The following is a 13,747-nucleotide window of genomic DNA, read 5'->3' as shown; positions in this document are numbered from 1 at the left end:
ACCTAAAAACCATCAGGGTTTATTGCAATTAGAGGCAAAAAACCCTGTGAATTGATTCCTTTCGTCCCGATTTTTAAAAAAATTCTGCACTCTTACAATAAAGGGCGTATTTGACCTTTATTGTAGGCAACTCGCCCAAAATCATTTGCAAAATAATGACCATCCCAACCGGAGGTCATTATGGAACCCGTTGCCATCCCTCAATCGATAGACGATCCGATTCACATTCTGTTGTGGAGTGCAGACGAGATCGTACCCTTCATGGTCAGCATGCTCACCGGCATGTTGATCGATCAGTTCATCCCCGGCTTGGCGCTTGGATTCATCGCAGTCAAGTTTTACCGGCGTTTCCGCGATAACCGGCCTGATGGCTATACCTTGCATGCGTTGTATTGGCTGGGTCTTTTGCCCAGTCGCGCGCAGACCATCCCCAATCCCTACATTCGCCGGTTCCTGCCATGAGATGGTCGGATTTTCTGCAAACCTGGGATGGACACGAGACCGAGAACCGGTTTAGCCGAGTCGTCATCATTGGATTGCTCGTCGTTTGCGTGATTACCTCGCTGGCCGCCTGGCGTACCGAGCGCAGCATCATTCTGGTGCCCCCTACCCTCACCCAGGAAGTCGAAGTCACCCGCAGCCAAGCTTCCAGCGAGTTCAAAGAGTCGTGGGGCTTGTTCCTAGCCGAATTGCTTGGCAACACCACCCCAGCCAATGCCGACTTTCTGAAAACCGCGGTCGAGCCGTTATTGGCGCCGGATATTTACCGCAGTGTCCTGGATGCCATGAGCGATCAAATCAAGGCCATCAAAATGGACCGGGTCGCGATTAGTTTCACCCCGCGTCATGTCGATTACGAAGTCGAGACCAACAAAGTCTTTGTCAGCGGCGAACTGAAAAGTCAAGGCCCCAGTTCCAAACCGGACGTGAAGCCCCGTACCTACGAATTCGTCATTGCCATCAAAAACTATCGGCCCCGCCTGGAATACATCGACGTTTATCCGGATTCACCTAGAACCCTGGCCCGCTTGAAAGCCACTCAGGGTCAACCGCATGAGGCTCAACCATGAAACGATTGTTGCCCCCCTGGCTATTACTTTCCCTAGTCAACGGCGCTTGGGCCGGTGATGATTTACCGTTGACTGTGTTACCACCGGTCACCACCGTGGCCGAAGAGTCATCCGCATCGCCATCACAACCCATTGTTCCGTCGCAGCCCGATTTAGGCATCGAGTTACCGCCGGTTGATGCCAGCGTATTGAAAGCCGCCAAACAACAAGCGGCAGCGTCAAACTCAGCATCAGTCACATCAATCGGCCCGCAGCACATTGCGGTTAAACCCGGCATCAACGAACTGATGCCAATTGCCGTCGGCCACTTGAATCGCCTGGTCACGCCGTTCGAACATCCGGTAGTCACGACCACCAGTCAAGCCACCACTAGTACCAAAGGCAAAATCGTTTATGTCGCCACCGCCGACGAAACGCCGATCACTTTATACATCACCCCTGGAGACAACCAGGACATTGCGCTATCACTGACGTTGATCCCCAAACGCATTCCCGCACGAGAAATCCATCTCGATTTGGATAAGGACAGTTACCAGTTACTGAACCAATGGCAACGATCGGATGCCGCGAACCGAACTTCAGGCCAACAGGAACAAGCCTACATCAGCCAGCTAAAAACGCTATTTCGGGATTTGGGTTTGCAAAAGACTCCGCCCGGCTATTCACTCCGCGAACCCAAGCCGCAGGAACAGATTCGCTGCCTGCAAGACCGCGTGCAGATTAAAACCGGCCAAGTTCTGGAAGGCCAGGATCGGCTGATTCTGGTGGGACTTGCCAAGAATACTGGCAGCGAGATGCTTGAGCTCGACGAACGCAGTTGCGCGACCACCCAACAGGACGTGCTGGCCGTTTCAGTCTGGCCCAACGTGGTGTTGAAGCCGCAGGAAGCCACCGAATTGTATGTCGTGGTCCGACAATCGCCTGAAGCGTCATCCAGTTTGCGGCCTTCGTTACTGAGCGGAGGCCAACCGTAATGGCAACCGTCGATTCGTGGTGGACACGCTTGAGTCCGACCGCCAAACGCAATCTGGCCGTCGGCAGCATTGGTACCGTGCTGTTGGCCGTCATCATCGCGCTGGCCACCGTCACTCCGGAAGTCAGCAAGCCGCTGAGTAAACAAGCGACCATCCAACATATTCTGACTGATAGCGATCCGCGCTCGCTGGGTATCGACGGCATTTCCTCGCAATTGCGCGATCTGCTGCAGAAGAACGAGGAACAAGCCCGCCGTCTGGCGGCTATCGAAGAACAGCAACGGCGCGAACAGCAATCCGACGAAACGCGTTTCAAACAATGGACCACCGCTGAGCGGGAAGCCTATGAAGCCAAGCTTCAAGCGGTCACCGGTGAAGTTGAGACGTTGAAGAACAAAGCGTCTACAACGGCAGTGGCTGGCAACCCTGGCGACGTCAGTCAAACCACCGTGGAGACAACTACACCGGGAAGACCGTCAAACCGCCGCCCAAGCTATCCGCCGTTCGACAACGGGCAAGACGATCTCAACCGCGTGTTCGAGCAAGCCGCTATTCCCGCACCGACTGCTAGCAATACCGGCGTCTCAGGAGCACGAGCCAATAACCAAGCACCGGCGGCGATGCAAATTCGGGTCATCCAGGAAGGCGCTGACCAGTCCAATGGTAAAGACAAAGACGCAGCGACGACCAACGCTCACGGGCAGTCGCAGCAAGGCCACGCCAATAGCGATGTATTCATCCCCGCCGGCAGTATTTTGACCGGCGTGTTGTTGAATGGCCTCGATGCCCCGACCGGCAAAAAAGCCAAGAAAGAACCGATGCCGGTGCTGTTCCGGATCAAGAAGGAAGCCATCTTGCCCAACCGTTTCCATGCCGATGTGCGCGAGTGCTTTCTGTTGGCCGCGGGCTTCGGCGACTTGAGTGCCGAGCGCGCCTACTTTCGCGGCGAGACCTTTTCCTGCGTACGCCAGGACGGTGGCGTAATCGAAGTCCCGATGAATGCCTACGCCACCGGCGAAGACGGCAAAAACGGTGTACGTGGCCGCGTCGTTTCCAAACAAGGCGCGCTACTCGCCCAATCCATGATGGCGGGCTTTTTACGCGGCTTTTCCGATGCCTTCGGCCGCAATCAGATTCCAATGTTGATGACCGGCGGACTGGGGGCTCTTTCCGGTACTACACCGTTTCAAAGCGCGTTTTCCTCGCAGTCGATGGAAGGCGGTGCCCTGAAAGGCGCCGGTTATGCCATGGAGCGACTGTCGCATTTTTACATGGACATGGCCGAAGAGATTTACCCGGTCATCGAAGTCGATGCGACTCGCCAGGTCAACTTCATCGTGCAAAAAGGCACGGCGCTGAAGCTGAAGTCACCGAGCTGATTCTTTAACCCAACTCCAAAGGTCGTTATGACGCTACGCCAAATTTCTTTATTGATAGCCACGTTAATCGGTACATCCATCGCCCTGGCCGCCAATCCGCAAAAGCAGACGGTCTCGGATATTGCCGCCGGTTTGCTCTCGATCAAAATCGACGGCATGCAAGACTTGCCGATCTCGGGCCTGAAGATGGTCAAAACCGGCGAGCAGACGGTGTTTATCTCCAGCAATGGCCGCTTTGCCTTTTACGGCGGCAAATTGATGGACATCTGGACCCAGCAGGAGATCAAGGAATTGGCCGATATCGACAAAATCGCCAACCGCATCGATCTATCGCGGATGAAACTCAAGGCTGACGATCTCGGCGCCGTGACGGTTGGTCACGGCAAAGGCCAGGTGTTGGTATTCATCGATCCGCGTTGCCCATACTGCGGCAAGGTCATGAAAGACCTGCAAGTCTTGCAAGACCATTACACCTTCAAACTGGTGATGGTCCCCATCCTCGGCCCCGAATCGCAAAACATCGTCGTGCAACTTGCCTGTCAGCTGGGCGCGAGCGATGCCAAAACCAAAGACGCCGTGCGCGACCGCTTGTTGAAACAGGATTACACCGGCTTGCCGACCGAACCGCCGGTGCAGTGCAACAAAGAGCCGCTGCAAAAAGCCGTGGTCACTGCCAAGTTGTTCGATTTGAAGGGCGTACCGTTTCTGATTGCGCCCGATGGCCGCACCCACAGCGGCGCGCCTGAATCGTTAGCCGATTGGTTGGCCGATAAACCGAAACCGTCGCCCAGTCTGGCAACAACGCCCGATACAAACGCACAAAACACAAACGCCACGGAGAAAATGCCATGAAACGCTTTCATCAGTTTTCTATTTATAGCCTCAGTGTACTGCTGATCGCCATCACCACCGGCTGCGCCACCGACTACGGCTGTAAAGGCATGCCGGACGAACCCAGCTGTCTGTCGACGACGCAGGCCTACCATGTGACCAATACGGCGTTGCCGGAAGCCCCTCCGGAAAATAGCCAGGAATCAGAGCCAATGTCAAAACCGGCACTCGCACCACCGTTACAACAACCCGTGCCCAAGATCGAAGATCCCACGCCTATTCGAACGCCATCCCAGGTGATGCGGATCTGGATCGCGCCTTGGGAAGATGCCGAGGGCGATTTGATGGTGTCCAACTACGTCTACACCGAACTGGAACCCCGGCGTTGGATGATCGGCAAGGCGGCACCGACAGCCAGTTCGTCGTTGATTCCTTTACAAGTCGAGCAACGCCCACCGGAGAAACGATCCAGCGTCGATACCACTGATGACGAGAATCCAGTGAATCGATTAGGCAAACAATTGCCCTGATCCTTGATCCCATTTCACCGCAGGTACCACACCCCCTGCGAGAGTGAGCGGGCAACCGCTTAAAACCTGCCGGACTGAACGTCCGAGATTCGACGGGCAACCGTCTTTTAACTACATAGAGGATATTTTTGATGAAAACATCGCATCGAACCGGGGTACTGGTGACCCTGGCATCGTTATTTTTTATGTTGATGGCATCCGACGCCATGGCCGGTGCTGGCGGTACCGAGTTCAACAACGTCTGGACCTTGCTGACCGGCTGGGTGGAAGGCTTGCTCGGCCGCATCATCGCCATCGTGTTCGTCATCGTCGGCCTAGTCGCCGGTGTCGTGCGTGGCAGTATCATGGGCTTCGTGCTAGGAATTGCCAGCGGGGTCGGCCTGTTTGCGGCACCGACCATTATCACCAACATCGTGACGGCCACGATTTAGGCCTGGAATAACGATGACCGGTTCAACTATTGATACCGAGAACGCGGCGGGCAACCGCCGCCCTTGCACATTGGCGAAGGATAAGCGGACCGTCAAGGTCCAAGCCGCCAATGGTCAGCCGATCAACCCCTGTCATCCGGCTAGAGCCCGGCAGTTGAAACGCAAAAAGCGTGCGGTTCGCGTTTGTCGACATCCCTTTACGATTCGCCTGCGTGCCGAGCATCAAACCGAAGCCATGCAACACCTGTATTTCGAGGATCAGACCCCATGACCACCGCGCAACGCCAACGTGCCGATCAGTTATTCACGGTACTGGCTTATGAATATGACCATCATCTGTTCTTGATGGCCGATAGCAGTATTGGTTTTGGCTTTCTGTGCCGACCTCTGACCGGCGCCGATGCCAGCGTTTCCGCGCGCGTCAACGTGTTGCTAAACCAGGACTGGCCGACTGACACCTTGTTGCAGGTGAGCCTTTGGACTTCGCCTGACATCGAAGAATCGCTGGCGATCATGCAGACCCGGCGCTTGAAACAGCAAAAGCCAACCTATAAAACCATGACTCAAGCCAGTATCGAGTTTCTGCGACAAGGCACCACCAAACCGCCGGAATCGATCTCGGGGGCTCGCTTGCGGCGCAGCCACATTTTCGTGACCGTGAAATTGCCCATGGCGCATCCCCGGCCCAGTGAAAGTGACATCCGCCGGGCAACTGAATTGCAACTCGCTACGCAACAGTCGTTGTCGACCATTGGCTTGTATCCGGAGGTGTTGGGTGCTGATCAGTATGTCCGCATCCTCAACACGTTGCTCAACTGGCAGACCGATGCCGGCTGGAAAGACCGGGTGGTACCTGAGTGCGATCCTACCCAATTGATACGGGATCAATTGCTGGATTTCGACAATGCGATTCGGACCGACGAAAAAGGCATTTGGCTAGGACAAAAACGCGTTAAGACCTTATCCGCCAAACGCACACCGGATCATTTTTACTTCGGCAGCGCCAAGAGTTATCTGGGCGACATTTTGTCCGGCACCCGCGGCATTCGTCAAAACACCTTGCTCAGTTTGACCCTGCATTATCCTGACGCCGAATCGACCCGTTCAAAACAAGAAGGCGTAAGGCAATTCATTACCAACCAGGTCAATACGCCGATTGCTCGTTTTCTACCGGTGCTGGTGCAACGCAAACACCATTTCGACGTGTTGTTTGACGCCTACCGTGACGGTGATCGGCCGATCCGGGCGTATTTCGGTGTACTGCTGTTTTGCGACGAACAGGAAGAAGCCGCAGCGGTTTCCAATGCTCGGGTGTATTTTCGGGAATTGGGCTTTCAGCTTTTGGAAGACAAGTATTTCTGCATGCCGTTTTTCCTGAACTGTTTACCCTTTGGGCCGGAACGTTCAGCGATTGCCGACCTGAAACGTTATCGCACCTTGGCCACGCGCCATGCGATTCCGTTATTACCGCTGTTCGGTGATTGGGCCGGCACCGGGACACCGACCTTGAATTTCGTCTCCCGTAACGGCGAACACATGGCTGTGTCGCTGTTTGATACCACCGGCAACTATAACCTCTGCATCGCTGCCGAATCCGGTAAAGGTAAATCCTTCCTGACCAACGAGATCATCGTCAGCTATCTGACCGAAGGCGCGCAGATTTGGGCCATCGATGTCGGCCGCTCTTACGAAAACCTCTGCGAAGTGCTGGAAGGCGATTTCGTCAAGTTCACCCATGGCTCGAACATCTGCATGAACCCGTTCGAGATCGTGCAAAACTTCGAGGAAGAAGCCGATATGTTAGCCGGATTGGTGAGCCAGATGGCGGCACCCACCGAAAAACTCACTGACTTTCAAACTGCAGGTCTGAAACGGATTCTGAAGCAACTGTGGACCGAAAAGGCCCAGGCCATGTCCGTCGACGACATCGCCCGGCAGCTCTGCGCCGAAACCGATCAACGTTTGAAGGATGTCGGCGAACAACTGTTTCCGTTCACGACTCGTGGCGAATACGGTCGTTACTTCAATGGCCGCAACAACGCCAAATTCACCAATGACTTTACCGTGCTGGAACTGGAAGAACTCAAGGGCCGCAAACATCTGCAACAAGTCGTGTTGCTGCAACTGATCTACCAAATCCAGCAGGAAATGTATCTGGGCGAACGCAACCGGCCGAAGATCGTCATCATCGACGAAGCCTGGGATTTGCTCACCGAAGGCGATGTGGCCAAGTTCATGGAACACGGGTACCGCCGGTTTCGGAAATACGGCGGTGCAGCGGTGACCATCACCCAGTCGGTGAACGACTTGTACCGCAATGCCGCTGGCCGGGCCATTGTCGAGAACTCGGCCAACATGTATCTGCTCGGTCAGAAAGCCGAAGTCATCGAAGGCATGAAGCAGGATCGCCGCCTACCGTTGTCGGATGGCGGCTATGAACTCCTGAAAACCGTGCATACCTTGCCCGGCGCCTACTCGGAAATCTTTTTCATCACCGAGATGGGCTCAGGGATTGGCCGTCTGATCGTTGATCCCTTCAAACGCATTCTGTTCTCCACCAAACCCGAAGACGTCAACGCCTTGAAGCAATTGCGCCGGCAAGGTTTGAGTCTGGGCGATGCCATTCAACAACTCATCGACAGTCGCCAGTCTAAAACACGGGAGTTGAATCATGGACGCTAAATCACAATGGCTCAGCACTGTTTTAATCGCTGTCTGTCTGGGATGTCTCGGTGGCTGGTTGGCTGCGCAACAGCAATTACAACAGCCCTTAGAACGCTTGAATTTGGTGACGCCGGTATTCGTGTTCGACAGAGCCAAATTGATTCAATCGATACCACCCAATGCCAGCCAGGAACAGATGGCCAAAATTGTCGATGACTGGCAGGGTCAAGCCAAAAAGCTTAGTGACGCAGGTTATCTGGTGATCGATTCAACAGCGGTGGTGGCCGCACCGGAGGATGTCTATGTTCGACAAACCGGACGCTAAGCCTATGAATAAACCCCGGTTCCATTCGCCATCGTCGCCCGGTGTCACTCGTCCTCGCTTAGGCCTCTTCTTGCTGAAGGCGATACCGATTTTGTTGCTGGTGTTAGCCGTGGAACGTTACCTCGGCCAACGCTTTCTGATCGGCGGCGATGACCAGGTCGATCGCTGCCTGCCGGATAAATGGATATACCTGATCGATACCCAAAATAAAGACATCTGGCGCGGCGATTTGATCGCGTTTCGCGCCGAGCGCATGGCGCCTTTTTTCAAGGACGGCCAGATCATTGTCAAAATCGCCGCCGGCGTCACGGGCGATAGCATTCACGTCGATCCGCAGCACACCACGATTAACGGCGAACGGATCATCGACGGTTTGCCGCTGACCGAGAAACTCAAGAAGCCGGCGGTCCAATTCAAACGCCATGAAACGATTCCACCGGCCGCCTATTGGGTGACCGGGCAAACCGACAAAAGCTTCGATTCGCGTTACTGGGGCTATGTCTACGACCATCAAGTGATTGGACGGGCTTATGCATTGTTTTGATCGGTCACATCGTCCTTGGCGTCAATCGGCGGTCTGTTTGCTCTATTGGTTCAGCGTACATACGGTTCAGGCTGAAGAAGCCTGGCTAGATCGTTCTCAGGCCATCTTGCAAGCCTTGGAAGGCCAGCCTCGACCTGAATGGTTGAACGGTCAGGTTGATCAACGAGACATGAAACGCCAGGCGCAACAAGTCTTGAAAGCTTCGCAGGCGATCCAAGCAGAGGCGCTATCGACGGGATCGGAAAACGTCCACCCGACAAATCCTTCGAACAAGCCACTCACACTGCTGTTTGTCTCGTTTTCGCTCGGCGATACGGCGCTGAAAGAACTCTTCGAAGAAGCAGTCGACCGGGACGATGTGCTACTGGTGTTTCGCGGCCCCAAACCCGGCCAAAAACTGCCGGCTTTGATGGCTGACCTCAAACGCTTGCTGAAGGGCATCGATCCTCTGCCAAACATCGTCATCGATCCCACCCGTTTTCAACGCTGGTCGGTGACGTCAGTGCCTGACATCGTCGTCGAACAGGAAGGGAAAGCCCGTTTACACGTTCGAGGTGTTAGCAGCTTGTCCTGGTTGGACGAGCAACTCAAAGCCGGCAAGCAGGGTGATTTGGGAACCTTGGGCGATGTCGGCGAGATTGCCGAAATCGACTTGCTGGAAGAACTCAAACACCGAGTGGCGGCCATCGACTGGAAACAAAAGCAGCGACAAGCGATTGCACGGTTTTGGGAACAACAGAAATTCGAAGTGCTGTCGGTGGCTCAGGATGATCGCGATCGAATCGTGGACCTGACCATCACCGCCCCGCGCGATCTGACAGCACCCAATGGACAGCTGATCATCCGTGCCGGACAAACCGTCAACCCATTGGACAAGATGCCGTTTGGATTATGTCTGATGGTGTTCGATGCCACGGTGCCGGCGCAAGTTGAGCTGATTCAGCATCAGTCCTGCCAGGACAAAAAGGCCCTCGTGATGTATTTGTCCACGTCTCTGCCGCGTCAAGATGGCTGGGAAAAGCTTAAACACTTGGAAAACACCATGCAGGCACCGGTGTATTTACTGACACCGGATGTGCGCAGCCGTTTTCAGTTACAGCATGTTCCATCTTTCATCGAACAATCTGGCAACCGTCTGATTGTTCATGAACGAAAACTGCCTGTCTCTTCGGGAGAGCGGTCATGAAACGATTCGTTTTCCCTTGGGTTTTGGGAGGCTTGATAACGCTGGCAACCCCGCTTTATGCCGAAACCACCACCAATAGCGTCGATCCGTTATGTTCCGATGCCGAACTGTGGTCTGGCAAGCTGGTCACCGATATTTGCTGGAGCTGTTTGTTTCCGATTCGGGCGGCGGGAGCTTCGCTGGGCGGTGGTAACGTACCGAGCATCGCGACTGATGAGAAGTTCTGTTTCTGTACCGATCCAATGGGGATTCCGGAACTTGGCATGACCATGGGTCTTTGGAATCCGGCGAGACTGATCGAGATTGTCCGCAATCCCTGGTGCTCGCCGGCTTTGGGAGGCCATAAATTCAGTGCCTCGAACGTGCGTCTGATCGCCACCACCGGCAAGGCGGATTTCGATGCCAGTGAGATGTCATTTTTCAATTACCACTATTTCGCGTTTCCGTTGACCATTTTGCTGGATCTGTTCTGGGATGGTCGCTGCAACAGTGATGGCTATCGGGATTTCGATTTGCTGTATGTCTCGGAACTGGATCCGACCTGGAATAATGACTTATTGGCGTTTTTTACCAGTCCGGAGACGACCCTGTTTGCCAATCCGGTGGCCATTTCCGCCTGTGTCGCTGATGCCGCAGCGGCCGCCACCGGCAATCCATTGGATGCTTTGTTCTGGTGTGCCGGCGCCTGGGGTCACATGTATCCCTTATCCGGGATTTCGCCGACCAGTTACGGCACCGATCCCAGGATTACCAGTTTGTTGGCCACGCGCGCCACGGCCTCCTTGCATCGCCGTGGGCTGGCCTGGAAAACCTCGGGCAATGATGCTTTATGCGGCGGCTATATCTATCCCTTCATCCCCAAGTCGCAATACCGGCTATCGATGTTTTATCCGGTCGCGGAAACTGAGTCCAATCATGTAATTGGCGAAACCACCTTCAAATGGGGGGCGGGACGCACGTATCCGGGGCCGGGTGAAGATCATCTATACATCCTATTTAGGTGGCAAGATTGCTGCGTTGGTTTATGAGGCGATGAGACAATTCTTTGATCCCCAAACATTTGTTACGCAAATCCTGTCAGCGGTGCTGTGCGTCACGCTGGCCTGGACACCGTTTGGTGTGTCCTGGGCCGATGCGATTCAGGCGGCCGGGCGTGATGGCCAACAACTCGGTCAGCAAGTCCTCGATGGTTTTGCGTTTCCGCTCGATACCGGCAACGGCACGCTGACCTTAAATCCGGGGACGGCTCAGGAAAGTGCCATATCGATTGGCACCTTGTTTCCGGACACTAACAGCGCTACGACCACGGCCCAGGAGTTTGCCGATCTCTATGGCAACAACCCCGGCACACTGGCGGCGGGGTTGAACGCGCAGACCGCCTTGAACGGCGAATCCAGCTTCACCGGCGAAGCCTATCGCACCTTGATCGACAACGCCCACCAGTCGCATCCGGATTTACACAACGATGCAGTCTGGACTGCCGGTGATCAGGTGTTTGCCAATTTCACGCCCTGGTCGCAGTCGTTTTCGGACTGTACCACCGTGACCACGCAAACCGAGACCAGTCATTCGGTGCAAGTGCCGGATTATCAGTTGTGTCTGCGCCAGCCGACAGTGCCGCAAAGTTGTACAGCGACACATCAAGTCAATGTAGAGACCCTACTCAGTTTTGTCTCCGGGAACGGCGGCATGTCCAGTTGTGGATCCGGCTGCATGGATTTGTATGTTGGCCGAGTCGGCGACAACTACTGGTCAGCCGGTTGCGGCATATTCAACTGGGAAGTCACATACAACGTCCTGCACCCGGAAGCCATCATCAGTGCCACGCTGGAAGATGTCGAGTTCGATGACCATGCCCGCGTCTATTACGGCGGGAATCTGATCTATACCGGTTCCACCGGCTGGGGTGGCTCATGTGAGCTCAGCAATAGCTGGGTCGACCATCCCAATCGCGACGTCACCTATGCCTTCAACAGTACGGGCAACAAAGTCTTCAAACAGGAAACCATGGTTGGTGGTAATGGTGAAGGTTATTCCAGGATTCGGCTCCGTTATGATTTGTCGAAATTGATCACCCAGGATCAATGGAGTTGGAGTGGCCCGAATTGCCAAAACTTAGCCAATGCGATTACTGACGGCATTTGTCAGGCCGGCAGCCAATTGAGTTGTACTAGCGATCCTGCCAATGCTTCGGGTTGTTACGTCGATCCAACTTCGCAGGTGATGGTTTGCGGCACGGATTTGGCACAAGCCCCGGTGGCCAGTTCGACCGGGATTCGCAATACCTGTATGGCGATTCAAGCCTCAGGGCATTGCGATTTGAATCAGTATGGCCAATGCTGGACCGATACCGCCGGCACCCACTGTTTAGAACCGCCGACGAACGGGATACCCAACAAGACCTGTGCGTTGTTGGAAACGCAAGGCTGCTCGTTCATCAAAAGCCAATGTACCAGTGTGTTGGCCTCCGGCACCTGCTGGGACAGCGTCGATACTTACGACTGCGGACAAACTGTCGGCATTCCCGGCATTCAAAGCAATACCCAACAGCAATGCGCCGGACCGATTCGCTGCATGGGCGAAGATTGCATCACGGTGAATCGGACGCAGAGCCAGGATTTCAGCAAGGCAGTAGCCTTACTCAACAGCGCTCAGCAAATGGCGATGGACTTGCATTGTGACTATGCCAACGCCGATCTGCAGCAGAAGGATCCGACCACCTGTCAGGTATTCCAGGGTAAACCCGCCAGTTGCAAAATGGTCGGCGGCGCGCTCAGTTTGGTCGATTGCTGCGAAACGCCCTCGGGTGCGATGGGACTGGGACGTTACATTGATTTATTGATCGCCACCAGTCAGATGGACAGTGCGGTCATGGCCATGGACAGCACTTCCGCCATACGAGGCGCCTGGGAAACCATGCGCACACCGTTTACTCTGGCGGGCGACGCCTGGAATAGTTTTCAAGCGGATTTTGCCTCGACCGTGAATGACTTGGTCGGCACCGACATGCTCAGTACCAGCGACATCGCCTCACAAGGCTTGCTCGACTCGCTAAAAGGCGAATTGATGAAGTCGGTGGCGGAATGGATCGGCCAGACCTTTGGCGAAGCGGCCGGCAATGCCTTGTTCAGTGCCGGCGGTCAGGCTGCCTTCGATTCGGCGGGCAATTTGACCCCGGCGGCGGAATCGGGTGGCGTCGAGTTGGGCGGCGGTGCCGCGGTCGCCGGCGAACTGCTCAGTACGCTGATGACGGCCTACACCGTGGTGATGATCATCATCATGATTATCCAGATCGTCTATTCCTGCGAAGAACCGGAGTACGAACTCGCAGCCAAGAAACAACTGAAAGTCTGCACGGACCTCGGCACCTATTGCGAAAGCAAGGTGGCTGGCGTGTGTTGGGTGCGCAAGGAAAGTTACTGCTGCTACAACTCGCCGCTAGCGCGCATCCTCAATGAACAAATCAAACCTCAGTTGGGCATGGATTTCGGCACGCCGGAAAGTCCCAGTTGTACCGGCATCAAAGTTGCGGACCTGGACCGCGTGGACTGGACCCAAGTCAATCTCGACGAATGGTTGGCGATTCTGGCGCAGACGGGGCATTTGCCGACCGCCGCCAATGCGGCTTCCATGCTGAATCTGGATCAACTCACCGGCACAGGCAGCCGACTCAATCCGCAGAAATACGGCGCAGCCTCCAGCGGCCGCCAAGACACCTTAACCCGTACTCAAGGCCGGATGACCGATTTGGATGTACCCACGGTCAAACGGCAGTCGGAACTGGAAGGCTGGGGCATGGGGCCGCAATGAGCG

The 13,747-nt window shown here is 55.0% G+C and carries 14 protein-coding genes; all 14 read left to right on the top strand.

Features of this window, described 5'->3' with window-relative positions; genetic code table 11:
- The first annotated feature begins 180 nt into the window (after positions 1–180).
- On the top strand, positions 181–462 hold the full coding sequence (gene traL / locus QZJ86_RS19625) for a type IV conjugative transfer system protein TraL (protein ID WP_064028648.1): 282 nt from the start codon (positions 181–183) through the stop codon (positions 460–462).
- Complete coding sequence (locus QZJ86_RS19620; protein ID WP_301672213.1) at positions 459–1,070, top strand: TraE/TraK family type IV conjugative transfer system protein; 612 nt, start codon at positions 459–461, stop codon at positions 1,068–1,070. The genes traL and QZJ86_RS19620 overlap by 4 nt, the downstream gene beginning before the upstream one ends.
- Positions 1,067–2,044, top strand: a complete 978-nt coding sequence (locus QZJ86_RS19615; RefSeq protein WP_301672212.1) for a TraK domain-containing protein — start codon at positions 1,067–1,069, stop codon at positions 2,042–2,044. Before QZJ86_RS19620 ends, QZJ86_RS19615 begins: the two co-directional genes overlap by 4 nt.
- Complete coding sequence (locus QZJ86_RS19610) at positions 2,044–3,423, top strand: TraB/VirB10 family protein (RefSeq protein ID WP_301672211.1); 1,380 nt, start codon at positions 2,044–2,046, stop codon at positions 3,421–3,423. Before QZJ86_RS19615 ends, QZJ86_RS19610 begins: the two co-directional genes overlap by 1 nt.
- A gap of 27 nt (positions 3,424–3,450) precedes the next feature.
- Positions 3,451–4,275, top strand: a complete 825-nt coding sequence (locus QZJ86_RS19605) for a DsbC family protein (protein ID WP_301672210.1) — start codon at positions 3,451–3,453, stop codon at positions 4,273–4,275.
- Positions 4,272–4,784, top strand: coding sequence for a TraV family lipoprotein (locus tag QZJ86_RS19600; protein WP_301672209.1), 513 nt, complete (start codon positions 4,272–4,274; stop codon positions 4,782–4,784). Before QZJ86_RS19605 ends, QZJ86_RS19600 begins: the two co-directional genes overlap by 4 nt.
- A 131-nt stretch (positions 4,785–4,915) precedes the next feature.
- On the top strand, positions 4,916–5,215 hold the full coding sequence (gene traA, locus QZJ86_RS19595; RefSeq protein ID WP_064007116.1) for a TraA family conjugative transfer protein: 300 nt from the start codon (positions 4,916–4,918) through the stop codon (positions 5,213–5,215).
- Between the two features lie 13 nt (positions 5,216–5,228).
- The gene (locus QZJ86_RS19590; RefSeq protein WP_026600537.1) at positions 5,229–5,486 is read left to right on the top strand and encodes an RRXRR domain-containing protein; all 258 of its coding nucleotides are present in this window, start codon (positions 5,229–5,231) and stop codon (positions 5,484–5,486) included.
- Positions 5,483–7,897: a type IV secretion system protein TraC gene (traC, locus tag QZJ86_RS19585; RefSeq protein WP_301672208.1), complete on the top strand. Its 2,415-nt coding sequence runs from the start codon at positions 5,483–5,485 to the stop codon at positions 7,895–7,897. Before QZJ86_RS19590 ends, traC begins: the two co-directional genes overlap by 4 nt.
- Positions 7,887–8,204, top strand: coding sequence for a hypothetical protein (locus QZJ86_RS19580; RefSeq protein WP_301672207.1), 318 nt, complete (start codon positions 7,887–7,889; stop codon positions 8,202–8,204). Before traC ends, QZJ86_RS19580 begins: the two co-directional genes overlap by 11 nt.
- 4 nt (positions 8,205–8,208) lie before the next feature.
- Complete coding sequence (lepB, locus tag QZJ86_RS19575; RefSeq protein WP_301672206.1) at positions 8,209–8,748, top strand: signal peptidase I; 540 nt, start codon at positions 8,209–8,211, stop codon at positions 8,746–8,748.
- On the top strand, positions 8,735–9,934 hold the full coding sequence (locus QZJ86_RS19570; protein WP_301672205.1) for a TrbC family F-type conjugative pilus assembly protein: 1,200 nt from the start codon (positions 8,735–8,737) through the stop codon (positions 9,932–9,934). The genes lepB and QZJ86_RS19570 overlap by 14 nt, the downstream gene beginning before the upstream one ends.
- Positions 9,931–10,962: a TraU family protein gene (locus tag QZJ86_RS19565; RefSeq protein ID WP_301672204.1), complete on the top strand. Its 1,032-nt coding sequence runs from the start codon at positions 9,931–9,933 to the stop codon at positions 10,960–10,962. Before QZJ86_RS19570 ends, QZJ86_RS19565 begins: the two co-directional genes overlap by 4 nt.
- A gap of 4 nt (positions 10,963–10,966) precedes the next feature.
- A complete protein-coding gene (traN, locus tag QZJ86_RS19560) occupies positions 10,967–13,744 on the top strand; it encodes a conjugal transfer mating pair stabilization protein TraN (RefSeq protein ID WP_301672203.1) in 2,778 nt (925 codons plus the stop codon).
- The last annotated feature ends 3 nt before the right edge of the window (positions 13,745–13,747 follow it).

It is taken from the genome of Methylomonas montana, assembly GCF_030490285.1.
Lineage (GTDB): Bacteria > Pseudomonadota > Gammaproteobacteria > Methylococcales > Methylomonadaceae > Methylomonas > Methylomonas montana.
The sequence above is the reverse complement of the archived record's forward strand: the minus strand, read 5'-3'. Positions and strand labels throughout refer to the sequence as shown.